This is a genomic window from Natronomonas salsuginis (assembly GCF_005239135.1).
GTDB lineage: Archaea > Halobacteriota > Halobacteria > Halobacteriales > Haloarculaceae > Natronomonas > Natronomonas salsuginis.
The window spans coordinates 225,247-247,298 of sequence record NZ_QKNX01000001.1 but is presented as its reverse complement, the minus strand read 5'-3'; the positions used below and the strand labels follow the sequence as shown (position 1 = coordinate 247,298).

Annotated in this window: 23 protein-coding genes; 8 read left to right on the top strand and 15 right to left on the bottom strand. The window is 64.2% G+C overall.

From position 1 onward, the window contains the following. Positions 1-26: 26 nt before the first annotated feature. Positions 27-596 carry a class I SAM-dependent methyltransferase gene (locus tag DM868_RS01445; protein ID WP_137275083.1) on the top strand — a complete coding sequence of 190 codons (570 nt, stop codon included), beginning with the start codon at positions 27-29 and terminating at the stop codon, positions 594-596. Between the two features lie 32 nt (positions 597-628). On the opposite strand, the gene DM868_RS01440 is transcribed toward DM868_RS01445, so the two are convergent. The 3 genes from DM868_RS01440 to DM868_RS01430 form a co-directional block, all read right to left on the bottom strand. Next, entirely contained in the window at positions 629-1,282 is a 654-nt protein-coding gene (locus tag DM868_RS01440) for a potassium channel family protein (RefSeq protein WP_137275082.1), read from the bottom strand. A gap of 62 nt (positions 1,283-1,344) precedes the next feature. Further along, entirely contained in the window at positions 1,345-1,932 is a 588-nt protein-coding gene (locus DM868_RS01435; RefSeq protein ID WP_137275081.1) for a DUF7411 family protein, read from the bottom strand. Beyond that, positions 1,932-2,279, bottom strand: coding sequence for a DNA-binding protein (locus tag DM868_RS01430; protein ID WP_137275080.1), 348 nt, complete (start codon positions 2,277-2,279; stop codon positions 1,932-1,934). The genes DM868_RS01435 and DM868_RS01430 overlap by 1 nt, the downstream gene beginning before the upstream one ends. A 74-nt stretch (positions 2,280-2,353) precedes the next feature. Here DM868_RS01430 and DM868_RS01425 point away from each other — a divergent pair, with 74 nt between their 5' ends. Next, positions 2,354-3,283, top strand: a complete 930-nt coding sequence (locus DM868_RS01425) for an MOSC domain-containing protein (RefSeq protein WP_137275079.1) — start codon at positions 2,354-2,356, stop codon at positions 3,281-3,283. A gap of 14 nt (positions 3,284-3,297) precedes the next feature. Here DM868_RS01425 and gyrA read toward each other — a convergent pair whose 3' ends face one another. The 4 genes from gyrA to DM868_RS01405 all read right to left on the bottom strand — a co-directional run bounded on the left by gyrA (position 3,298) and on the right by DM868_RS01405 (position 8,791). Further along, positions 3,298-5,796 (bottom strand): DNA gyrase subunit A, encoded by a 2,499-nt coding sequence (gene gyrA / locus DM868_RS01420; protein WP_137275078.1) that lies wholly within the window; start codon positions 5,794-5,796, stop codon positions 3,298-3,300. Beyond that, entirely contained in the window at positions 5,793-7,712 is a 1,920-nt protein-coding gene (gene gyrB, locus DM868_RS01415; RefSeq protein ID WP_137275077.1) for a DNA topoisomerase (ATP-hydrolyzing) subunit B, read from the bottom strand. The genes gyrA and gyrB overlap by 4 nt, the downstream gene beginning before the upstream one ends. An 86-nt stretch (positions 7,713-7,798) precedes the next feature. Next, the gene (locus DM868_RS01410; protein WP_137275076.1) at positions 7,799-8,074 is read right to left on the bottom strand and encodes a hypothetical protein; all 276 of its coding nucleotides are present in this window, start codon (positions 8,072-8,074) and stop codon (positions 7,799-7,801) included. Positions 8,075-8,080: 6 nt separating this feature from the next. After that, a complete protein-coding gene (locus tag DM868_RS01405) occupies positions 8,081-8,791 on the bottom strand; it encodes a cation:proton antiporter (protein ID WP_170964404.1) in 711 nt (236 codons plus the stop codon). A 138-nt stretch (positions 8,792-8,929) separates the two neighbouring features. On the opposite strand from DM868_RS01405, the gene DM868_RS01400 reads away from it, so the two are divergent. Together DM868_RS01400 and DM868_RS01395 are read left to right on the top strand one after the other, a co-directional pair. Continuing rightward, entirely contained in the window at positions 8,930-11,323 is a 2,394-nt protein-coding gene (locus tag DM868_RS01400) for a DNA topoisomerase VI subunit B (RefSeq protein WP_137275074.1), read from the top strand. A 1-nt stretch (position 11,324) separates the two neighbouring features. Beyond that, entirely contained in the window at positions 11,325-12,431 is a 1,107-nt protein-coding gene (locus tag DM868_RS01395; protein ID WP_137275073.1) for a DNA topoisomerase IV subunit A, read from the top strand. Between the two features lie 8 nt (positions 12,432-12,439). Here the strand turns inward: DM868_RS01395 and DM868_RS01390 are convergent, their stop codons facing one another. The 3 genes from DM868_RS01390 to DM868_RS01380 all read right to left on the bottom strand — a co-directional run bounded on the left by DM868_RS01390 (position 12,440) and on the right by DM868_RS01380 (position 15,358). Next, the gene (locus DM868_RS01390) at positions 12,440-13,231 is read right to left on the bottom strand and encodes an HAD-IIA family hydrolase (protein ID WP_137275072.1); all 792 of its coding nucleotides are present in this window, start codon (positions 13,229-13,231) and stop codon (positions 12,440-12,442) included. A gap of 73 nt (positions 13,232-13,304) precedes the next feature. Further along, complete coding sequence (locus tag DM868_RS01385; RefSeq protein WP_137275071.1) at positions 13,305-14,795, bottom strand: PH domain-containing protein; 1,491 nt, start codon at positions 14,793-14,795, stop codon at positions 13,305-13,307. Then, complete coding sequence (locus tag DM868_RS01380; protein WP_137275689.1) at positions 14,795-15,358, bottom strand: PH domain-containing protein; 564 nt, start codon at positions 15,356-15,358, stop codon at positions 14,795-14,797. Before DM868_RS01380 ends, DM868_RS01385 begins: the two co-directional genes overlap by 1 nt. 137 nt (positions 15,359-15,495) lie before the next feature. On the opposite strand from DM868_RS01380, the gene DM868_RS01375 reads away from it, so the two are divergent. Then, positions 15,496-16,005 carry a macro domain-containing protein gene (locus DM868_RS01375; RefSeq protein ID WP_137275070.1) on the top strand — a complete coding sequence of 170 codons (510 nt, stop codon included), beginning with the start codon at positions 15,496-15,498 and terminating at the stop codon, positions 16,003-16,005. A gap of 34 nt (positions 16,006-16,039) precedes the next feature. Here the strand turns inward: DM868_RS01375 and DM868_RS01370 are convergent, their stop codons facing one another. The 3 genes from DM868_RS01370 to DM868_RS01360 form a co-directional block, all read right to left on the bottom strand. Beyond that, complete coding sequence (locus DM868_RS01370; RefSeq protein ID WP_137275069.1) at positions 16,040-17,014, bottom strand: aldo/keto reductase; 975 nt, start codon at positions 17,012-17,014, stop codon at positions 16,040-16,042. 69 nt (positions 17,015-17,083) lie between these two features. Beyond that, on the bottom strand, positions 17,084-17,326 hold the full coding sequence (locus tag DM868_RS01365) for an HVO_2901 family zinc finger protein (protein ID WP_137275068.1): 243 nt from the start codon (positions 17,324-17,326) through the stop codon (positions 17,084-17,086). Positions 17,327-17,418: 92 nt separating this feature from the next. Then, entirely contained in the window at positions 17,419-17,832 is a 414-nt protein-coding gene (locus DM868_RS01360) for a DoxX family protein (RefSeq protein WP_137275067.1), read from the bottom strand. 228 nt (positions 17,833-18,060) lie between these two features. On the opposite strand from DM868_RS01360, the gene DM868_RS01355 reads away from it, so the two are divergent. Further along, positions 18,061-19,098: a tyrosine--tRNA ligase gene (locus tag DM868_RS01355; protein WP_137275066.1), complete on the top strand. Its 1,038-nt coding sequence runs from the start codon at positions 18,061-18,063 to the stop codon at positions 19,096-19,098. Between the two features lie 13 nt (positions 19,099-19,111). Here DM868_RS01355 and DM868_RS01350 read toward each other — a convergent pair whose 3' ends face one another. Continuing rightward, a complete protein-coding gene (locus tag DM868_RS01350; protein ID WP_137275065.1) occupies positions 19,112-19,438 on the bottom strand; it encodes a winged helix-turn-helix transcriptional regulator in 327 nt (108 codons plus the stop codon). Positions 19,439-19,539: 101 nt separating this feature from the next. Between DM868_RS01350 and DM868_RS01345 the strand changes: the two genes are divergently transcribed. Both DM868_RS01345 and DM868_RS01340 read left to right on the top strand, forming a co-directional pair. Continuing rightward, positions 19,540-19,995, top strand: coding sequence for a hypothetical protein (locus tag DM868_RS01345; protein WP_137275064.1), 456 nt, complete (start codon positions 19,540-19,542; stop codon positions 19,993-19,995). 48 nt (positions 19,996-20,043) lie between these two features. After that, positions 20,044-20,910: an SDR family oxidoreductase gene (locus DM868_RS01340; protein ID WP_137275063.1), complete on the top strand. Its 867-nt coding sequence runs from the start codon at positions 20,044-20,046 to the stop codon at positions 20,908-20,910. A gap of 16 nt (positions 20,911-20,926) precedes the next feature. Here DM868_RS01340 and moaA read toward each other — a convergent pair whose 3' ends face one another. Continuing rightward, positions 20,927-21,916, bottom strand: a complete 990-nt coding sequence (moaA, locus tag DM868_RS01335; RefSeq protein WP_137275062.1) for a GTP 3',8-cyclase MoaA — start codon at positions 21,914-21,916, stop codon at positions 20,927-20,929. Positions 21,917-22,052 lie beyond the last annotated feature (136 nt).

Below are 22,052 nucleotides of genomic sequence, written 5' to 3'. Positions count from 1 at the left end.
ATTACGCGCAGTCTCGAAAAACGGACATGGGTTTTCACACCTTCGATCCAGACCAAGCCGACCGACTCGAGGACGTGAGCCGGTATCGGTGGTGTTCGAACGAGGAGTTGTTCACCTATTTGGCGCCAAGTCCGGACGACGAAGTTGCCGACCTCGGGAGCGGGACCGGATTTTACACCGATTTCGTCGCCGACCACGTCGAGACGGTGTACGCGGTCGACGTCCAAGCCGAGATGCACGAGCGCTACGCCGAGAACGGGATCCCCAAGAACGTCGAAACCGTCACCGCACCCATCGACGAGTTACCCCTCGACGACGACGCGCTCGATAGCGCTTTCACCACGATGACGTATCACGAGTTCTCCGGGCCGGCGGCCATCGCGGAGATCGGGCGCGTGCTCCGACCGGGTGGCCGGCTGGTCGTCATCGACTGGGCGCGCGAGGGCTACGGGACGGACGGCCCGCCGCTCGAATCGCGGCACGATCTCGGACACGCGATCTCCGCGCTGAGCGAGGGCGGATTCGTCGTCGATCGCGCCGAGTCGAGGACCGAAACGTTCGTCTGCGTGGCTCGAAACGAGTCGGACCGGAGATAATCCCCGGAACGCGTCGTCTCGAGCGCTCGCACTCACCCGTGTAACACCGACCGGATCTCCTCGAGCGACGCCTGTTCGGCGATCAGAGCGACGTGGTCGCCCGATTCGATCTCCGTCTGCGGGAGCGGGATCGTCATCGGTTCGCGACGCCGGCCGTGGGCGTACACGCGGGCCCCACCGGGAAGGTCGAGCTCGACGACGCGCCGACCGACGACCGGCGATCCGTCCGGAATCTCGAGACTCGTCGCTGTGAGATGCTCCGTGAGGTCACCGAGAACGTTCAGATCGCCGCCCAAAAGCGCGGTTTTCGCACCGGCAGCCCCCATCCGCTCAGGGTAGACGACTTCGTCGACGTCGGCCGCGTACTTTCGGTAGATCTCCTCGCGGTAGTCCTCGTCGATCCGGAGAACCGTCCGGCAGTCGTGGCCGGCGGCGATCATGCAGGCGGTGAAGTTGACGTTGAGATCGCTCGTCAGCGCGGCGATCGCGTCGGTGTCGTCGAGCCCGATCCGTTCGAGCACTCGTTCGTCCTCGCCGCTCCCCCTGACGACCGTGTGTCCCTCGTCTACGGCCCGCTGTGCCTTCGTTTCGTCCGTCTCGACGACGGTGACTTCGTGCCCCTCGGCCCAGAGTATGTCGGCCGTACGCGCCCCGACGCGACCGTATCCGACGATGGCGAACTTCATTACCCACGGTACGACACGCCATGACAAAAAGCTGACCGCCGCCGGGGACTCGTTCTGTCGCCTCAGGCTCGATCGACGATGCGCGTTTGCTCGTGGGCGGGGAATATCTCCTCGACGGCGTCGCGTCCCCACCGCGATTCGATTCGAGCGCGGAGTTCGGTCTCGTAATCGCCCTTCTGTATCTCCCCGCTCGGCCCCGATCGGACGACCAAGCGATCCTCGACCAACCGGTCGATCGCCCCGCGACCGAATCCCGAGAGCGGTGCGACGTACTCGACGCCGTGGCGATCCTCCACACTCTGTGCGACGGCTCGCGAGATCGTCGGGACGCGATCGTCTCGCCGCGTTCCGTCGGCGACGACGTCGTACTCCGACGCGGTTGCCTCCAGCGCGGCCTCGTGGACGCGCTGGATCCCGGCGCGTGGATACCCGTCGGCGCGCATCCGCTCGACCGCCTCGTCAGCGATCTCCGCGGGCAGTTCGATTCGATCGAAGGGAAATCCGAGTGCCGCGGCCGCGCGTTTGGCGTGTTTCCAATCGTCGGTGATGTCGAAGTGCGCCGTCACAAGCGTTACGTCGTAAAAATCTTCCAACAACAGCGCGGCCAGCGACGAGTCCTTGCCGGCGCTAAACAGCAGTCCGCACTCCATTACCGACGCTGGATGTCGAAGCTCTTGGACTCGGGTTTCATTTCTTGGAGGAGCTCCTTCATTTTTTCCTCGTCGATCTTCCCGCCGAGCCGTCCGCTCTGTGCCAGGGCGACGATCTGCTGTTCGACCTGGTCGCCGAACTCGGGTTTCGACATCTGGACCGTGTTGAGCCGCTTTCTCGCACCGTCGGTCAGCGCCTTCCGGAGGACCGCCTTCTTTTGGGCCTCCGCTTGCTGGCGTTGGGCCTCGGCGGCCTCGGAATTCTCACCGCCCTGCTGTTCTTTGAGCTGTTCCAGCTTCTCCTCGCGAAGCTCTTGCAGTTTCTCGTCTGAGGGGTCGCCACTCATGTGTGATCGTTATCGCCCCAAACACAAAAACCGTTACCACTCTGCTTTTTCACCGCGCATCCCGATGGGTCGGTATGGCCGTTTCCGAGTGGTACGGTGCCCACAACGTCACCGATCCCGAAGATGCCGATCCGCATCTCGCGACGATCCTTCGGTTCCCGATCAAGTCGTTAGACCCAGAGCGACGCGATCGCGCGACGCTCGTGGCCGACGGAGCCCTCTCAGGTGACCGACGGTGGGCGATCATCGATCTTCCGCCCGAGGAACCGTACGACCTCACGACTGCGAACGTCGGCGGAAACGGGGACTACGTCAACGGGAAAAAGACCGACGCGGTCCACCGTCTCCGATCGCGGTACCACCCGCGCGAGGAGGGCGGGCCGGCCGTGACCCTCCGAGCGCAGGCTGCACCGTCGACCGACGAACGTCGGTTCGAACTCCACGACGGCGATCGAAACCGGACCGAGGCCGACGTACACGCCGACCTGAACGCGTGGCTATCGGATCACTTTGGCCGCCCGGTACACGTCCGTCGGGACGAAGTCGGACAACACGACGACCGGGATCGACACGGACCGACCGTCATTTCGACGGCGACGCTTCGAGAAGTCGCTGCATGGTTCGACATCACGACTGATTCGGCTCGGCGGCGGTTCCGAGCGAATCTCGAAATCGGTGGCGTCCCGCCGTTTTGGGAGGACAACCTCTTCGCCGATACCGGTTCGGTCGTCGCGTTCCGCGTCGGCGACGCGATCATCGACGGTGTGCACCCCTGTCAGCGATGCGTCGTTCCCGGACGCGATCCCGACACCGGCGCGACGACGCCGGGCTTCCGCGAAACGTTCGTCCGCAGGCGTCGAGAGACCCTACCGCCGTGGACCGATTGCGATCGGTTCGACCACCCGTTCAGACTGATGGTGAACACGCGGGTGCCGGCCGAATCGGTCGGTCAGCGCGTCGCCGTCGGCGATGCGATCGAGATCTTGGAGCAAAAATCGGTGTGAGAAGACGTTCGGCGTTAGTCTGACTCGTCTACGTCCTCGTCGTCACTCTCGACGTTCGGCACGACGTCGACGCCGGCCACGTGATCGTCGTCGTCGAGGCGCATGACGACGACGCCCTTCGTGTTGCGGCCGATCCGCGAAACCTCGCCGACGTGGGTGCGCATGATCTGACCGGCTTCGCTCATGATCACCAGCCCGTCGCCCTCCGAGACGGCGTTGATCGCGCAGACGGGGCCGTTTCGGTCGTCCGTCTTGATGTCGATCAGGCCCTTCCCATAACGCGATTGCCGCCGATACTCCGATAGCGGCGTCCGCTTGCCGTAGCCGTTCTTCGTCACCGTCAGCAGGTGGCGGTCGTCGTCGGCCGTGGCCGCGACGAGCCCCGCGACTCGATCCTCACCTTCGAGGTCGATTCCGTTGACGCCGCGCGCGGATCGTCCCATCGGTCGGGCGTCCGATTCGGCAAAGCGGATCGTCATCCCCTCTCGCGTGCCGAGGAGAAGGTCGCCGTCCCCCGGCGTCACTTCGACGTCGACGAGCGAATCGTCGTCTTCGAGCCGAAGCGCCCTGATCCCGCCGGAGTGGACGTTCTCGAACGCGGAGACGGCAGTTCGCTTGACGTATCCGTTCCGCGTCGCCATGGCGAGATACCCCTGGTCGACGTCGTCCGTGTTGACGACGGCGGTGATCTCCTCGCCGTCGTCGAGATCGATGATGTTGACCGCCGAGGTCCCGCGAGCGGTTCGACCCATCTCCGGGAGTTCGAACACCTTCAGCCGATAGACCTGCCCCTGATTGGTGAAACAGAGCAGGTAGTCGTGCGTCGAGGCCGTGAACACCGTCGATATGCGGTCGCCCTCCTTCGGGCGCGAGCCAATGATCCCCTTGCCGCCGCGGTGTTGCGGGTCGAAATCCGAGAGCGACATCCGTTTGACGTAGTCCGACTCCGAAACCGCGACGACGACCTGCTCTTCGGCGATGAGATCCTCACGGGTGACGGAGCCGGCGTCCTCGATGATCTCCGTGCGGCGCTCGTCGGCGTACTCCGCTTTAATCTCTTGGAGTTCGTCCTTGATGACGCCCAGCAGTTCGCTCTCGTCGTTCAGGATAGTTTCGAGGCGCTGAATCTCGGCTTGCACGTCCCCGTACTCGGCTTCGATCTCACCGGCCTCCATCGACGTGAGCGATCCGAGTTGCATTCGAACGACGTGTTCGGCCTGCGCTTCGGAGAGTTCGTACTCGGTCCGGAGGCCGGCCATCGCCGCGTCCCGGTCCTCGCTGTCGCGTATCAGTTCGACCACGCCGTCGACGTTGTCCAACGCGATGAGCCGACCCTCGAGGATGTGCGCTCTGTCCTCGGCCTCGTCGAGTTCGAACTGCGAGCGACGCCTGACGACCTCGCGGCGGTGCTCGACGAACTGTTCGAGGAGTTCCTTGAGGTTCAAAACGCGGGGCTGACCGTCGACCAGCGCGAGCGAGATGACCGAGAACGTTCGTTCGAGGTGGTGTTCGAGCAGCTGGTTTCGAACCACGTCGGCGTTCGCGCTGCGTTTGCACTCGATGACGACCCGGATGCCGTTCCGGTCGGATTCGTCGCGGATATCGCGGATGCCGTCGATCTTCTCGTTTTGCACGTCGTCGGCGATGCGTTCGATTCGCCGCGCTTTGTTCTCCTGATAGGGGAGTTCGGTAATGACGATTCGATCGCCGCCGGAATCGGCATACTCAGTCTCGATATCCGCACGAACTCGGAGCCGTCCGCGTCCCTCGGTGTAGGCGTTCCACAGTCCCTCCCTGTTGACGATCTTCGCCCCCGACGGGAAGTCCGGACCCTTGATGTACCCGTCGGAATCAGGCGTGTCGATCAGATCCGCGACCGCGCAGTCAGGGTGGTCGATGAGGTGGATCGCGGCGTCGATCACCTCGCCGAGGTTGTGCGGCGGGAGGTTCGTCGACATGCCGACCGCGATCCCCGACGCGCCGTTGACGAGCAGGTTCGGAACTGCGGCCGGCAACACCGCCGGTTCGGTCAGCCGATCGTCGTAGTTGCCCTCGAAATCGACGGTGTCCTTGTCGATATCGTCGAGGAGCTCCTCGGCGATCGGAGCCATCCGTGCCTCCGTGTACCGCATCGCGGCCGGCGGGTCGCCGTCGACCGATCCGAAGTTCCCCTGGCCGTCGACGAGCGGATACCGAAGCGAGAAGTCCTGCGCCATCCGAGCGAGCGCGTCGTAGATCGCAGAGTCGCCGTGCGGGTGGTAGTTACCCATCGTGTCGCCGACGATCGACGAGGACTTTCGGTGGCTCGACCGCGAGGTGACGCCCATCTCGTGCATCGCATAGAGGATGCGTCGCTGGACGGGCTTGAGCCCGTCTCGGGCGTCGGGGAGCGCGCGCCCGACGATGACGCTCATCGCGTAGTCGATGTACGATTGCTCCATCTCGTCTTCGATGCGGACGGGCTCGACTCGTTCGGCGGGCACGTCAGGTGTGTCGGGGACGTCCGAGCTCATATGTCGATCCACTCCGCTTCCTCGGCGTGCTCTTTGATGAACTGTTTACGGGGGCCGACGGCGTCGCCCATCAGCACGCTGAACATGCGATCGGCCGCCGCCGCGTCCTCGATCGTGATCTGTTTGAGGATCCGCTTGTCGGGGTTCATCGTCGTCTCCCACAACTGCTCGGGGTTCATCTCGCCCAGGCCTTTGAACCGCTGGACCTGCGTCGGATTGCCGTCACAGACCTCCTCGACGATCTTCTCGCGTTCGGCCTCGGTCATCGCGTCGTAGGTCTCGCCCCCGTATCGGATCCGATAGAGCGGCGGTTGAGCGGCGTAGACGTAGCCCGCCTCGATGAGCGGCGTCATGTGCCGATAGAGGAACGTCAACAGCAACGTCCGGATGTGCGCACCGTCGACGTCGGCGTCACAGAACAGGATGATCTTGTGATAGCGGGCCTCGTCGATGTCGAACTCCTCGCCGATCCCGGTGCCGATCGCGGTGATCAGGTTTCGGATCTCGTTGTTCTCGAGGATGCGGTCGAGCCGGTGTTTCTCGACGTTGAGGATCTTCCCACGGATCGGAAGAATCGCCTGGAACTCCGGGTTTCGGCCTTGTTTGGCGCTCCCGCCGGCGCTGTCCCCCTCGACGACGAACAGTTCTGCCTCCTCCGGATCGCGGGTCCGACAGTCCGCGAGCTTCCCGGGGAGCGAAGTCGATTCGAGCGCCGACTTCCGGCGCGTCAGCTCCTCGGCCTTCTTCGCGGCCTTCCGGGCCTTTGCCGCCTCGACGGCCTTTGAGATGATCGATTCGGCCGTGTCGGGATGTTCCTCCAGATAGGTCGCGAGCTCCTCGTGGACGGCGCTCTCGACGATGCCACGAACCTCGCTGTTGCCGAGTTTCGTCTTCGTCTGTCCCTCGAACTGCGGATCGGGATGTTTGACTGAGATGACCGCAGTCAGCCCCTCGCGGATGTCCTCGCCCTTCAACGTCCCGTCGATATCCGACAGCATTCCGTTCGTGGTCGCGTAGTCGTTGATCACGCGGGTTAGGGCGGTCTTGAATCCGGTCAGGTGGGTGCCGCCCTCGCGGGTGTTGATGTTGTTGGCGAAGGCGTGGATCGAGCCCTGAACGCCGGCGGTCGCCTGCATGGCGACCTCGATTCGGATGTCGTCCGCCTCGTCCTCGAAGTAGATGATGTCTCGATGGAGGACGTCACGGGATTCGTTGAGATACGCGACGAACTCCCGGATACCGCCTTCGTACTCGAAGACGGACTCCGATCCGTCCTCGACGCGCTCGTCTCGGAGCGTGATTTCGACGCCGGGGTTGAGGAAGGCGAGCTCTCTGAGCCGCGATTCGAGCGTCGAATAGTCGAACGCCGTCGTTTCAAAGATCTCGCTGTCGGGTAGAAACCGTATCTCGGTGCCGGTCTCCTCGCCGGGATCCATATCGCGGATCCGTTCGAGGTCACCCGCTGGCTCGCCGTGATCGAAGCGGTGCCGCCAGACCGCGCCGTCGCGTTTGATTTCGACGTCGAGCGACGCCGAGAGCGCGTTGACGACCGAGACGCCGACGCCGTGTAGCCCGCCCGAGACCTGGTAGGACTTGCTGTCGAACTTCCCCCCGGCGTGGAGGACGGTCATGATGACCTCCACGGCGGGCCGGTCGTACTCGGCGTGGGGGTCGACGGGGATCCCCCGTCCGTCGTCCCTGACGGTCACCGATCCGTCGTCGTTTATCAGCACTTCGATGGTGTCACAGTACCCGGCGAGCGCTTCGTCGATGGAGTTATCGACGACCTCGTAGACGAGGTGATGTAAGCCGCGTCCGTCCGTCGATCCGATGTACATCGCCGGACGCTTCTGGACGGCTTCGAGCCCCTCCAGTACCTGTATCTGTCCGGCGCTGTATTCGCTATCCTGAGACATCTGATACCTGACTCCGCTTACAGTCCTGCACGCATAAAGCTCCCGCACGCGCGCGAGGCCGCGGCCGGCTTCCGACCGCCGGGGCCCTACTCGAGGTACGTCCATTCGATCTCGCTGTCGGCGTTCAGTAGCGAATTCACCCACGAGGTCGTCCACTCCAGAACCGTGATGACCGGTGAGAGGACGGACTCGACGACCGACACCACGAGACGCGGATCGGTCTGTGACCCGATGGCAGAGCAGAACACAGCCGCGAAGATGTCCCGAACCAGCGCGATCAACGTCTCGATACGTCTGACGTGTGACGTCTGTCCGAACGCCGCACCGACGATGAAGGCGACGATCGCGTCGCTAACACGCAAGGCGAGTCACCCCCCAGCAGGGAGCGCCGTCACGCCGAGGACGCCGAGCAAGAACAGTTCGTTCGAACGGATGTCGAAGGCTCGGTCCAACCACTGCCAACCGTAGTACGCGAGGAGGGTCAAGAGCGCGGGGACGACGGCTGCCTGCCCGAGAGTGCGGCCGAGCGTCGCGACGTCGGCAGCACCCAACAAGACAGCCGACAACACCGTGAAGACGGCCGCCGTGAGGACATTCTCGATGACCACGACCCCGAGGATCGCCTCGCTCTCGAGATTGACGATCCACTCCAGATAGAGGAGCGATTTCGCGATGATGACCGTAGAGGAGTTGAACGTGATAAGTCCGACGAACAGCGATTCGAGACGTTCGAACCCGAAGCCGAATTTGAGGAGGATCCCGAGCGGAAAGCTGGCCAGAACGTCGATAGATCCGGCACGAGCGAACTGCGACCGCTTCCGGATCAGCGACGCCAGACTCAGTTCGAGTCCGACGAAGAACAACAACAGAACGACGCCGAGGTCAGCCAACAGCCGGACGGATTCTATCGAATCGGTGAGGGTGAACGACATGCCGCCGACTGGCGGCGTGAACGTACCGACCAGGGTGCCGACGAGGATGTAGGCCGGGATCACGGATTGGCCGATCCGAGCGGCGAAAAGTCCGGCGACGGCGAGGATCACGGGGAAGATCCCCGCGATTAGAACGGTCCCGATCACGAGTGTATATACCACGGTCGGTGGGAGATTATTGTTGTAGTGCCGTTTCCCCCGAGTACGTGACTCGCAGCGCGCGCCGTTTACTTTCACCCCGGTCCCGACGGGGTTTTACGTTCCGGGGGGTTTAGCTCCCGGTAGATGACTTCGTTTCAGTCGCAACTCGGGGAGGGCGGCGGTGACTCCGTCGCCGAGGAGCTCGCCGAGAGCCAACGCTCCATCTCCATCGCCGAGTTCTTCGAGAAGAACAAGCAGATGCTCGGCTTCGACAGCGGTGCGAAAGCGCTCGTCACCGCGGTCAAAGAGGCCGTTGACAACGCCCTCGACGCAACCGAAGAGGCCGGCATCCTCCCGGACATCTACGTCGAAATCGAGGAGGTCGGCGGATACTACCGGCTCGTCGTCGAGGACAACGGTCCCGGAATCACGAAAGAGCAGGTGCCCAAGGTGTTCGGGAAGCTGTTGTACGGCTCGCGCTTCCACACCCGCGCGCAGACCCGCGGCCAGCAGGGGATCGGAATTTCGGCCGCCGTCCTGTACTCACAGCTCACCTCCGGCAAGCCGGCGAAGATCACGTCGAAAACCGAAAACGGCGGCGGGGCCCGCTACTTCGAGCTCACGATCGACACGGACACGAACGAGCCCGAAATCGAGGTCGAGTCGGACGCGACGTGGGAGCGCCCACACGGGACGAGAATCGAGGTGGAGATGGAGGGCAACATGCGGGCCAGACGGCAGCTCCACAACTACATCAAATACACGGCCGTCGTCAACCCGCACGCCAGAGTCGAGTTCCACGAGCCGAACGACTCGTTCAAATTCGAGCGGGCGACGGACGAACTGCCGCCCGAAACCGAGGAGATCCGGCCGCACCCGCACGGGGTCGAACTCGGCACGCTGTTGAAGATGCTCGACGGGACGGAGTCGTACTCGCTCTCGGGGTTCCTCCAGGAGGAGTTCACCCGCGTTGGCGCGAAGACCGCGACGAGCGTCCTCGACAACTTCCGGGATAGACAGTTCGGCCGCGAAATCGCGTGGCAGCCGCCGCGAACACGCGACGACGCCGACGTCGAAGCCGCCGTCTCAGATGCCGTGGTGAACAAGAGCGCGTCGGCAACGACCGCCATCGCCGAGCGGCTCGCGGACGCGCTCGACGGCCGAGAGCGGATTGCCCACGCCGAACTCGTCGACTCGGTGATCGAACTCGCCGACGAGGTGGAAGCCGAGTTCGACGAGACGTTCGGAGCGACCGTGCGGGAGAACGCGATCGACGCCGCGTGGAATGAGATCGTCGCCGATCGGGCCGCCGACTGTTATCGACTCGTCGACGAGGCGACGACGAGCCGAAAGGACGACGCGGCCGTCGAGGGGCTCGCGCGCCGGTTGGCCGACAAGTTCGACGAGCAAGAGGACGTTCGGAACCGCGTGACTCGCGACCGACTTCGAGAGTTCGTCGATCGGGCCGCCGAGGCCACAGAGGAGTACGACGACGCGACGTTCGGGGAGACGGCGCGCGAGAACGTCGTCGGAGCGGTCTGGGACCGCGCTGTGACCGTGCCGGACGATCCGCCGAAGGTGAAACGGACCGCGGACGATCGCGACACTGCGGCTCGACTCCTCGACGCGATGCGCGAGACGGACATCCTCGCGCCGCCGACGGACTGTCTCGCGCCGATCTCCGAAGAGCTCGTCCTCGCCGGACTGAAAAAGGAGTACGGGGCCGATTTTTACACGTCAGTGACCCGCGACGCCGCCGTCCACGGCGGGGACCCGTTCGTCGTCGAGGTCGGGATCGCCTACGGCGGCGAGATCGAAGCCGAGGGAGGCGCCGAGGTCCTTCGGTTCGCGAACCGCGTTCCGCTCGTCTACCAGCGCGGCGCCTGCGCGACCGTCGACGTGTTGAAGAACGTCAACTGGCGGAACTACGGGCTGGATCAGCCGGGGGGAAGCGGAATGCCGAACGGCCCGGCCGTGATCATGGTTCACGTCGCCTCGACGAGCGTTCCGTTCACCAGCGAATCGAAGGACGCTGTCGCGAACATCCCCGAGATCGAGGACGAACTCCGTCTCGCGCTGCAGGAGGCCGGCCGGACGCTCCAGTCGCACCTCAAGAAGCAGCGGTCGCTCGAAAAGCGCCGGCGCAAGCAGAACGTCATCGCCGATATCCTCCCGGAAATGGCCGAGAAGCTCTCGGAGGTGACTGGCCGGGAACCGCTCAACGTCGGCGATTCGCTGGCGCGGATCATGAACAACGTCCTCGTCGAGCGGACGGTCGAGGACTCGACGGTTCGGCTGTCGATTCACAACTTCGGCGGGACGAACGTCTCGCCGGACGTGACGGAGATCGTCTCCGCTGACCCCGGCGAACCGGCGGACGCGACCGTCGTCGAGATGGACGGCGAGTGGTTCCTGAAGTGGTCGCCAGACGTCGAGAGCGGCGACACCGCGACGCTCGAATACGAGACCGACCCCGACGCGGAGTTCGACGTCTCCGTCGACGGTATCGAAGCCGAAAAACTCACACTCAACGCATAATATGAGCACCGATTCAGATTCAGACGCGACGGACGAACTCGCCCGCGACCGACTCATCGACCTCGCCGGCGAGTTCTACGACCAGTTCGCAGCGGGGAACGTCCCGGCAATGGAGATCCCGACCCGGACGAAGAGCAACATCGTCTTCGACGAGGACAAGGATGTCTGGGTGTACGGCGATCGGACCTCGACCCGGTCGGCCAACAGCGTTCGGGGCGCACAGAAGCTCCTGAAGGCGATCTACACGATCGACTTCCTCGCCGAACAGCTCGACCAGGATCGCTCCTCGACGCTTCGGGAGCTGTACTACCTCTCCGAGTCGTGGGACGAGGAACGCGCGCAGTTCTCCGATCAGGACGAGTCGAACCAGCTCGTCGAGGACCTCGAGATAGTGAGTGAGGTCACCCGCGAGGACTTCCACATGCGGCCCGAGGAGTCCGGCGCGACTATCATGGGGCCGCTGTATCTCCGCGAACAGACCCGACGGGGCGAACGCGAGATCCACTGTCAAGAGGACGTCGGCGAGGGCGGCTACCAGATCCCGAACAACCCGGACACGATCGAATTCCTCGATCACGACGCCGATTTCGTCCTATGCGTCGAGACCGGCGGGATGCGCGACCGGCTGGTCGAGAACGGGTTCGACGAGGAGTACAGCGTCATCGTCGTCCACCTCAAGGGACAGCCCGCGCGGGCGACCCGCCGGATCACGCGCCGGCTCAACGACGAACTCGACCTCCCCGTCGTGGTCTTCTGTGACGGCGACCCGTGGTCGTATCGGATCTACGCGTCGGTCGCGTACGGCTCGATCAAATCGGCGCACCTCTCAGAGTACTTGGCGACACCGACGGCCAAGTACATCGGCATCCAGCCGGAGGACATCGTCACCTACGATCTGCCGACCGACCCGCTCAGCGACTCGGACATCAACGCTCTCGAGAGCGAACTGGACGACCCGCGGTTTCGGGACGACTACTGGACCGAACAGATCGAGCTACAACTGGAAATCGGTAAGAAGGCCGAACAGCAGGCGCTCGCATCGCGCGGACTGGATTTCGTGACCGACACGTACCTCCCCGAGCGGCTCACGGAGATGGGCGTCATCTGAGGCCGCTCTCAGGCGCTGTCGATACCGAGCACGCCCGGCACGTCCGCGAGCGAGTCGACGACGTGGTCGGGCATGACATCGCTCTCTGCGAGGTCCGCGTCGGTCGTGACGCCCGTTCGGACGAGCACGGTCGTCATCCCGGCCCGTTCGCCGAGTTCGATGTCCGTGTTCAATCGGTCACCGACGACGAAGCAACGCTCGGGAGCCAACTCAAGCGCATCGAGCGCCGCGAGCCGCGCCTCGTCGGACGGTTTGCCGAGAATTTTTTCTGGCGCACGCTCCATCGTGCCGCCGACGGCGTTGATCATCGCCCCGGAGCCGGGAACCATTCCGCCGGTGGTGGGGATCACCAGATCTGGGTCCGTCCCGTAGAACGTCGCTCCGGCGTCGAGTGCCCGATAGCCGGCCAGCATGTCGCCGTAGCCGAAGTCGCGAGTCCACGAGACCACCAGCACGTCGGCGTTGGTCGCGTCGCCGACGAGGTCGACGCCGGCGTCGTCGAACTGCGCTTCGAGCCCCGGATCGCCGATCAGGAACGCCGAATCGCCACCGTGTTCGGCGGCAAGAAATCGGGTTGTCACCGTTCCGGCGGAGAGCACCTCGTCCGGCTCGGCTTCGATGCCGAGTCCGCTGAGCCGTTCGACGTACGCAGCTCTCGACTTCGTCGGGTTATTGGAAAAGAAGAGCGGTTGAACGTCGGCCGCTCGAAACGTTTCGATCGTCTCGGCGACGCCGGAGAGTAGTTCCTCGCCGCGATAGACCGTCCCGTCGAGATCCAACACCGCGCCTGCGTATTCCATACCTGGCGTTGGCGTCGAGCCGTGTTAAGCATCCGCTTCGCGGCCGGCGATGGTCGGTTCACCCGTGTGAGATTCAGACCGGCTCCCCGGACGTCTCGTGGAGTTCGGCTTCGATCGAGCGTAGCCGTTCCTTGCGGCGTTGGCTTCGGCGGCGGCGGACCGTCTCTTGAAGCCGGTCGGCGACGGTTTCACGAAGCTCCGCAGCGCGGTCGTCGTCGACGTCGAGCGCCCGCGGTTGTCGGTTCGTGATCCCGCTGGAACCGGCCGTGTCGACTACGAGCGACGAGAGCCGTCGCCCGCGCTGGAAGATTGTCTGAGAGTCCAACACGGTCTGCACCCGATAGTAGGGAACGACGGTGATCGTCCGGGTCCAAAACCCCTCGCGGAGGACGACGTACTCGGACTGCACGTCGTAGCCGAGATTCACCCACTTGAGGTGTGCGGCGACCACCGCAAGCGGGAGGAGTGCGAGCGTGACGTACCACGCGAAGGTGAGCCCGGTGTACCGATCGGCCGCGAACGACACCGCGATCGCGAGCGACGCGACGATCCCGTACCGGACGATGTACCGCTCCCTCGCGCGCTTGGGCGGCCGTTCGAACGAGATGTCGTCGAAGGACTCGATCGACCTCGCGAGATCGAAGACGCGACGTCGGTCCGCGAGCGGGACGGCCGACTGCGATCCCTCGTCGCTCGGCGCGTAGCCGGCTGTTTCGACCGCGAGCGAGGCGTACCCCAACGCTCGGGCGATGACGTTCTCCGAGACCGTCAGCGTCTGTACCTTTTCGAGCGGGATCGTCCCGCTGAACCGCTGGAACAGTCCGCGTTCGTAGAGGAGTTCGTCGTTTCGCCTCGCGAGCCGGAAGCCGTAGTAGTTCGTGAGGGCGAGAACGCCGCTCACGAGCGCAGCGAGCGCGACGATCGCGGCGGCGGCGAGCGGAGCCGTCACCGCGAGTCCGACGAGCGGATCGCCGAACCGCTCGCGAAGCGACGGCGAGATGACTGGGAGGACGACCGTCACGATCGACAGCAGTCGGAGATCGATGCCGATGATCCCGAGGAGGACGAGCTCCTTTCGCGTGACGGCGAACAGTTCACGTTCAGGGGACGGTTCGGTCATCGTCTCGGACGCGTCGCCCCGTTTCAGCCGGCCGATCTCCGACTGCAGCCGCTTGGCCTCCTCGAAGCTGACGTATCGGAGGGAGGCCTCGGTGGACGATCCGCCGGCCGTTTCGAGATTGATCTGCGCGACGCCGAGGGCGCGCTGGACGACGTTGCGGCTAATGTCGACGTTCTGGACGCGCCCGATCGGAATCTCCCGATTCCGCCGCGAGATCACGCCGGAGGCGATGTCGAGCGTCTCCTCTGTGAGTTCGTAGTCGAACCGCTGGTAGTAGACGAGTTGGTAGGCCAGCGCGATCACGAACCCACCGACGACGACGGTCACGAAGCCGGATACGCCGCCGAACGTCGGCGATCCGATGAGGGCGAACACGAGGATCCACGCCAGTCGAACGACCGATTCGCCCGCCCGGACGGGGATCGACAACGAATCGAGCTTCATCAGACTGCGTCGTCACCCTCGGCGGCGATCGCGAGGTGTTTCAGCCGAGTCTGGAGGTCGTCGGCTCGTTCGGGTGTCAACCCCGGAATTGAGACGTCGGCACCCCGAGAGCCCGCCGTGTAGACGACGGTCGTCGCGAGGCCGAAGGCGCGTTCGAGCGGTCCGCGACGGGTGTCGACGTGTTGGATCCGGACGTACGGTGCGACCGTCGTGACACGGGTGAGAACCCCGCGACGCAGAAACAGCGAATCGGCGCGTACCTGGTACATCCAGATCCGGTACTTGAGCGTGGCGAAGACGATTCCCAGCACGAACGCGACGGCGAACACGACGCCGCCGACCCACGCGCCGCCGGGAGCCGTAACGGAAAACACGACCGTGGCGATGACGCCCAAAACGGCGGCAGAGATGGCAGATTGGATCGCCCAGACGCCTTGTACGGCGGGATCGAGTCGCTGTGGATCGCCGGTTAGCGTCTCAGTATCTGGGGGCTGATGACCCGAGGGCTGGTCCGAGCCGACGCGTCGGATCGCCGGCGTGAGATCGTCACCGAACGAACTCATGGTCGTTCGATCGCCGTTGGCGTCGTCCATCGGTGGGGACTCCGGGCGCGACGTATATAGTAGGCCGTGTCCGTGAGCCCGATGGTTCTTGCTATCGAAAGACATGGTTTAATCTCGAAGCGGCCGTTATTTTCGGCATGGAGTTCACCGTCGCTCGAGGTGACATCGCCGAACAATCCGCCGATTCGCTCGTGAACGCCGCGGGAACCAGCCTCCGGATGGGTTCGGGCGTCGCCGGCGCGCTTCGCCGCGTCGGTGGGCGAGGACTCAACGAGGAGGCGACCGCGAAGGGACCGGTCGAGCTCGGTGACGTCGCCGTCACCGACGCGTACGCTCTGGATGCCAACTACGTGATTCACGCCGCGGCCATGCCGCACTACGGAGACGGGCAAGCGACCGCCGAGAGCATTCGGGACGCAACTGGAAACGCGCTCGCGGCGGCCGACGAACGCGGCTGTCGGTCGCTCGTGATCCCGGCGCTGGGCTGTGGCGTGGCGGGGTTCGATCTCGAAGTGGGTGCCAGACTCATCGGCGAGGTGATCGATGACTTCGAACCGTCGTCGCTGTCCGACGTCCGATTCATCGCCTACAGCGAAGACGAATTCGAGACGCTTCGGACGGCGACCGCTGCGTTTCGAGACGAGTGACGGCTGTCGTGTGCCGGGCGAACCCCGAACCGCGTCACTCGTGTCCCGAGATCGGTACCGGCTCGTACGGCTCCTCGAGGTACTCGAGGTCGGTCTCTGAGAGATCGATTTCGAGCGCTTCAACGGCGTCCTCGAGGTGCTCGATCTTCGAGGCCCCGATGATCGGAGCGTCAACCCACTCTTTGTGCAAAAGCCACGCGAGGGCGATCTGTGCCATCGACACGCCCTCGTTGGCCGCGAGCTCGCCGACGCGTTCGTTGATCTCCTCGCCGCCGTTTTCGGCGTACGGGTGGCCGTGGGCGAGTTCGTCCGTTTCGCCACGTTTGGTTGACATGTACTCGTCGTGGGGACGGGTGAGATACCCGCGCGCCATCGGACTCCACGGGATCACGCCGAGCCCCTCGCGCTCACAGAGCGGGAGCATTTCCCGCTCTTCCTCGCGGTAGACGAGGTTGTAGTGGTTCTGCATCGTCGCGAACCGCTCGAGTCCGAACTCGTCGCTCGCGCTGAGCGACTCGGCGAGCTGGTGGGCCCACATCGAGGAGGCACCGATGTGTCGGGCCTGCCCGCGACGGACGACGTCGGTCATCGCCCGGAGCGTCGTCTCGGTCGGCGTCTTGTAGTCCCAGCGGTGGATCTGGTAGAGATCGACGGCGTCCATCCCGAGGCGGTCGAGCGAGGCGTCCAGTTCCTGTTCGACGGTCTTCCGTGAGAGCCCGCCGGAGTTCGGGTCGTCGTCGCGCATTCGGAAGAACAGCTTGGTCGCGACCACGGCCTCCTCGCGGTGCCCCTCGAGCGCGTCGCCGAGGATCCGCTCGCTCTCGCCGCGCGAGTACATGTTGGCGGTGTCGAAGAAGTTGATCCCGAGATCGAGCGCGCGCTCGACGAGTTCGTGGCCGAACTCCTCGCCTCGAACCCACTCGCGCCAGTCGGGGTCGCCGAAGCTCATACAGCCGAGACAGATCCGCGAGACGTTGATGCCGGTCGAACCCAGCGTGGTGTACTCCATGGCGGGGCGACGGCGGGTGAAGACAAAAAGCTATGCCGGGCGAGGAGTGTGCGTGTAGCGAACCCCGCGTTACCGGGCGCGCGACGCGACGCTGAAATCGCCTACCGAGTGGAGGTCGTCTCCGAGTCCCGCACCGTCACAGTCGTCGTTCGGGCAGCGATAATGCCAGCCGTCGCGAGTGGCCCGCCGCTCGGGGAACTGTTCGCCGCAGCGTTCGCAGATGAGCGCTTCGGACGAGCAGACGTCGCGATGCAGTTCGTACTGAAGTTCGTTCGTAAACGTCCGTTTGCAGTGTCTACACGTGTGAGTCATGGCTAGATCTCTACCACCAACCGTATTATAGCTACTCGTTCGTTCATCGGTGATAGAGCAGCTGAGCCCACCGATGGCCCGAAGCGACGCGCCTACAGCCCGACGTTGAGCGCGTACGGCCACGCTACTCCGGCGAGCGCGAGAAACGCCAACGCACCGCCGGCCCCGAAGACGTTCTTCAAGAACGAGGTCATCTCGTTCTGTGCGTCCTCGCCCTCGGCGTTCCAGAAGTCATGCATCGTGACCGCGGAAGCGAGCAGGAACAGGGCGAGCGCGCCTGCCCCGACCGAGGGAACGATCCCCGTAATCACCGAGAGGCCACCGAAGACGAGCAGTCCGCCGCTTCCGAGGACCGAAAGCGTCGGGGCCGGCAGTCCCTTGAACTCCGCGTAGCCAACCATCGGCTCCACGCTCGTGAAGTGATTGAGTCCCATGAACGCCAGAACGCCGCCGAAGAGCACTCTGGCCAGCAGGAACGCGACATCGGCTCCCGCGGTTTCGAACATTATCGCACCTCCGTCAATGGGGTCGTCTTCGAATTGATGCGTTCGGAACGCAGATTTAGTAACATCACACAATCAGGTACGCATTGGAACCGTTATATCACTTCGGCAACATAGGGGTTACCCGGTAACGGTCGGGTTACGGGATCGTTCACTATATGTCCCGTGTGAACACGCTACAGCAGTCCGACCACCCGAACGTTTTATCGGCCGTCTCGCGGAACGACGCCCATGGACACGGCCGAACGGACCGAGCTGGTTACGCGGTTCACACAGGAGGTTATCGAGGAAGCCGAGGTAGCGGCGCTGTTCGAGGGGGAGACCGAGCCGACCGCCTACATCGGCTACGCGCCGACCGGCGAGATGCACATCGGCCACTTCACCACGATGCGAAAGCTGGCCGACTTCATCGACGCCGGGATCGACGTGACGGTGCTCGTCGCCGATCTCCACGCGCATCTCGACGACGCGAAGAGTCCGTTCGGACTGTTGGACGCCCGATCCGACTACTATCAGACGGCTATCGAGTCGATGATCGCCGCAGCGGGCGGCGATCCGGAGGGCGTCTCGTTCGTCCGTGGCACGGAGTTCCAACTCGAGGAGCCGTACACCTTGGACCTCTACCGAATGTTGGCCGAGACAACGCTCTCTCGCGCTCAGCGCGCCGGCAGCGAGGTCGTCCGCCAGTCTGATAACCCGAAGCTCGGCGGCCTGGTTTACACGCTGATGCAAGCGCTCGACGTCGCCGCCCTCGATGCCGACATCGCGTACGGCGGCATCGACCAACGCGGGATCTACATGCTCGCGCGCGAACAGCTACCGGCCCATGGCTACGACAAACCGACCTGCGTGTTCGCGCCGCTTCTGTCCGGGCTCTCGGGCGGGAAGATGTCGGCCTCCGAGGCCGGGTCGAAGATCAACCTCACCGACGACGACGACGACGTTGCGGACAAAATAAACGGCGCGTACTGTCCGGCAGGAGAGACCGAAGAGAACGGCGTCCTCGAGTACCTCCGCTACCTCGTGTTCCCGATCTTCGGCGAGCGCGACCAGCAGTTCGTCATCGAGCGACCCGAGGAGTACGGCGGCGACCTCGTCTACGATGACTACGATGCGCTGGAGGACGACTTCGTCTCCGGCGAACTCCACCCGGCGGATCTCAAACCCGCCGCCTCCGCGGCTATTTCGGACGTAATCGACCCGGTCAGAACGCGGTTGCTCGACGATCCGGCGCTGTTGGCGTCGGCCTACCCCGAGCGACACGGTTGAGACGTCTTTCCGCTCACAATCCGTCGAGCCAGCTGTCGGCCCACGCCTCAATCTCGTCGAACACCGGACAGAGCGACCGCCCCTTCGGAGTGAGCGAGTAGTACGTCGCGACGGGAGCGTCCTCCTCCAGGCGGCGTTCGACGAATCCGGTTTCTCCGAGATCGTCGAGCACGCGCGAGAGCGTCCGCGAGTTGGCGTTCGTCGACCGTTTGATCTCGTTGAACCGCTTTTCACCGTCCTGAAGGTCGTGGAGGACGAGCAGCCGCCACTTCGAGCCGATCTGTTCCATCGACTCGACGACCGGGCAGGCTGCTTCGACCTGTTGTTGGGCGTTCGACATGGGATTCGGTAGGTCGTCCGCCGGTAAATAACCATCCCGTCGTCAGCGTCGAAACTGCCGAGGACGATACATCCAAGCGTCCGATCCCCCTACAGTGAACCATGTACACCGGGCGGACGGAGAAGCCGTGCTGTCTCTGTGGGCACCCCGAGACGGCCCACTGGATCGAGATCCCCCCGCGGACGATCCAACTGCTGAAACACGCCGACCCGATCGCCTGGCGCGACATCGAGGGGTCGGTGTCGCTGTACTTCTGTCGGGACGACTGGGAAACCGTCCGGGATCTCGTCCTCGAAACGGGGATGAGTCCGCTGCCTCGATGCAACGCCGGGAGGGCGTCGTTCGTGCTTCGCGAGGATTTCGAGGCGTTCGTGAACGCGAACCGATCGGAACCGGACCAACGACCGATCGAACGGGACGCCGTTAGAGATGCCGAGGACGTCCTCGAACGACACCACGCCGGCGATCCGCTCGTCGAAGAACGCGATCTCGTCGAAGCGAGAATCGTGACGTGGGCGCTGGCGGATCTCGGATCACCGGCAGTAGCCGACGACTGAGGCGGACTGTTGTAAGGTTTTGTATCCCCGGGGGCATACACACCACGTATGAGCGCCGACGCCGAGCCCGAACTGACCGCACCGGAGTTGACGATCGACGACGTGTTGCGTCCGAACGACTCCCGGTTTCACACCGAAACCGTAGCCATCGTCACCGGCGCAGCATCGGGGATCGGGCGGGCAACGGCGCTCGCGCTCGCCACGAACGGGCTCACGGTCGTCGGGGCGGATATCGACGACGCTGGGCTCGACGAGACGGTCAACCGCGCGTCGGAACTGGGGGTCAAAGGGGACCTGCAGCCGATCACGACGGACCTCACTGACGACGTCGAGGTGCAGGCGATGGTCGACACCGCGGCCGACGCCGGCGATCTCCGATACGTCGCCAACATCGCTGGGATGCAACACATCGCCTCCATCCCCGATTTTCCAGCCGAACAGTACGATCGCCTGCTGGACGTGATGCTCCGAGCGCCGTTTATCACCGCGAAGTTCGCCATGCCGCACATCCGCGGGACCGACGACGGCGTCGGCGCGATCGCGAATATGTCGTCGATTCACGGCCGATACGCGACGAAAGATAAGGCGGCCTACATCACCGCGAAACACGGCTTGAACGGATTGACGCGTGCGATCGCGGCCGAGGGTGAGGGAACCCTCCGGAGCTTTTCCGTCAGCGCCGGCTACGTGCTGACTCCCCTGATGGCCAACCAGATCGAGGACACGGCCCGAGAGCGCGGGATCACGGAGCGAGAGGTCGTCGAGAACGTGATGCTCGGACAGGCCAGAACCACAGAGCTGATGACGCCCGTCGAGGTCGCGAACCTCTTCGTGTTCGGCTTTTCGAGACACGGCAAACACCTCAACGGCGGCGATCTACTCTGGGACGGCGGCTACACTCTGACCTACGAGTGATGCGTTCGACCGCCAGTCAGACCTCGACCGCGTCGAGGTACTTCTCGTTGAACGTCCATTCGCCGTCCTCGTCGCGGACCATGTACTCGCCGTAGTACGGGACGCGCTCGTCGACGGTCGCTTCGAACGCCTCGCGGATCTCCGCTCTCGTCATCTCCCCCATGCTCTTGAGGTCGTCGTTACGGTTGAGACAGCCCTTGAGATACCCCTCGTGCGTGACGCGGACGCGGTGGCAGTTGGCGCAGAAATCGGGATTCCCGACGGGGTCGACGATCTCGACCATGCCGCCCGGCAGCGCCGGATCGTCCTCGCCGACGTAGTACCGGCGTCGACCGTGCATCTCGCGGCGCTCGATTCGATCCGCCTGCTCTTCGAGCCACTCGTGGACGCGGTCGATCTCGATCGCCCACTCCGGACGACCGGCGAGTTCGGGCATGTACTCGATGAGTTGGAGCTGGAGCCCCTCGTTTTCGGCGACGTGATCGACCATCTCGGGGACGTATCCCGCGGTCTGTTCGAAGACGACCATGTTGAGTTTCACCGGCGTCAGCCCGGCCTCGAGCGCGGCGTCGATGCCGGCGAGCACGTCGTCGTAGGCGGCGCTCTTCGTGACCTCGCGGAACGCCTTCGGCGAGAGCGCGTCCTGAGAGACGTTGACGCGTTCGAGCCCTGCGTCGACGAGCGCCTCGGCGCGCTCGGGGAGGAAGGTCCCGTTCGTCGTCAGCGACGTTTCGATCCCGTCGGGGGTTCGTCGCACGATCTCCTCGAGATCGTCACGGAGCATCGGTTCCCCGCCGGTGAACTTCGCCTTCTCGACGCCGAACTCGGCGGCGACCTCCAGAAAGCGGACGACATCCTCTGTCGACATCTCACCGTCGGCCGGTTCCATCGGCCCACGCGTGTCACCCAGCCCTTCGTTGTGGCAGTAGACGCAATCGAAATTACACCGGTCGGTGAGCGAGATCCTGACGCCGGAGACCTCGCGACCGAACCCGTCTTCGAGCATATTCGGGGGTTCGGGTGGAGGTGCTTAAAATCGACGACGTAAACCGGATTTCTGCAACTGTTTTTGGTTACGCACACCCGGGTCGGCCCCGAATCGGCCGTGGAGGGTCACAATCCTTATCGGCGGTTGCGACCCT

Coding starts and splice junctions, on each gene's coding strand:
- DM868_RS01445 (WP_137275083.1), top strand. CDS start 27: ATGGGTTTTCACACCTTCGATCCAGACCAAGCCGACCGACTCGAGGAC.
- DM868_RS01370 (WP_137275069.1), bottom strand. CDS start 17,014: ATGGAGTACACCACGCTGGGTTCGACCGGCATCAACGTCTCGCGGATC.
- DM868_RS01425 (WP_137275079.1), top strand. CDS start 2,354: ATGGCCGTTTCCGAGTGGTACGGTGCCCACAACGTCACCGATCCCGAA.
- DM868_RS01435 (WP_137275081.1), bottom strand. CDS start 1,932: ATGGAGTGCGGACTGCTGTTTAGCGCCGGCAAGGACTCGTCGCTGGCC.
- gyrA (WP_137275078.1), bottom strand. CDS start 5,796: ATGAGCTCGGACGTCCCCGACACACCTGACGTGCCCGCCGAACGAGTC.
- DM868_RS01365 (WP_137275068.1), bottom strand. CDS start 17,326: ATGACTCACACGTGTAGACACTGCAAACGGACGTTTACGAACGAACTT.
- DM868_RS01430 (WP_137275080.1), bottom strand. CDS start 2,279: ATGAGTGGCGACCCCTCAGACGAGAAACTGCAAGAGCTTCGCGAGGAG.
- DM868_RS01375 (WP_137275070.1), top strand. CDS start 15,496: ATGGAGTTCACCGTCGCTCGAGGTGACATCGCCGAACAATCCGCCGAT.
- DM868_RS01345 (WP_137275064.1), top strand. CDS start 19,540: ATGTACACCGGGCGGACGGAGAAGCCGTGCTGTCTCTGTGGGCACCCC.
- DM868_RS01395 (WP_137275073.1), top strand. CDS start 11,325: ATGAGCACCGATTCAGATTCAGACGCGACGGACGAACTCGCCCGCGAC.
- DM868_RS01380 (WP_137275689.1), bottom strand. CDS start 15,358: ATGAGTTCGTTCGGTGACGATCTCACGCCGGCGATCCGACGCGTCGGC.
- moaA (WP_137275062.1), bottom strand. CDS start 21,916: ATGCTCGAAGACGGGTTCGGTCGCGAGGTCTCCGGCGTCAGGATCTCG.
- DM868_RS01440 (WP_137275082.1), bottom strand. CDS start 1,282: ATGAAGTTCGCCATCGTCGGATACGGTCGCGTCGGGGCGCGTACGGCC.
- DM868_RS01390 (WP_137275072.1), bottom strand. CDS start 13,231: ATGGAATACGCAGGCGCGGTGTTGGATCTCGACGGGACGGTCTATCGC.
- DM868_RS01385 (WP_137275071.1), bottom strand. CDS start 14,795: ATGAAGCTCGATTCGTTGTCGATCCCCGTCCGGGCGGGCGAATCGGTC.
- DM868_RS01360 (WP_137275067.1), bottom strand. CDS start 17,832: ATGTTCGAAACCGCGGGAGCCGATGTCGCGTTCCTGCTGGCCAGAGTG.
- DM868_RS01355 (WP_137275066.1), top strand. CDS start 18,061: ATGGACACGGCCGAACGGACCGAGCTGGTTACGCGGTTCACACAGGAG.
- DM868_RS01340 (WP_137275063.1), top strand. CDS start 20,044: ATGAGCGCCGACGCCGAGCCCGAACTGACCGCACCGGAGTTGACGATC.
- DM868_RS01400 (WP_137275074.1), top strand. CDS start 8,930: ATGACTTCGTTTCAGTCGCAACTCGGGGAGGGCGGCGGTGACTCCGTC.
- gyrB (WP_137275077.1), bottom strand. CDS start 7,712: ATGTCTCAGGATAGCGAATACAGCGCCGGACAGATACAGGTACTGGAG.
- DM868_RS01350 (WP_137275065.1), bottom strand. CDS start 19,438: ATGTCGAACGCCCAACAACAGGTCGAAGCAGCCTGCCCGGTCGTCGAG.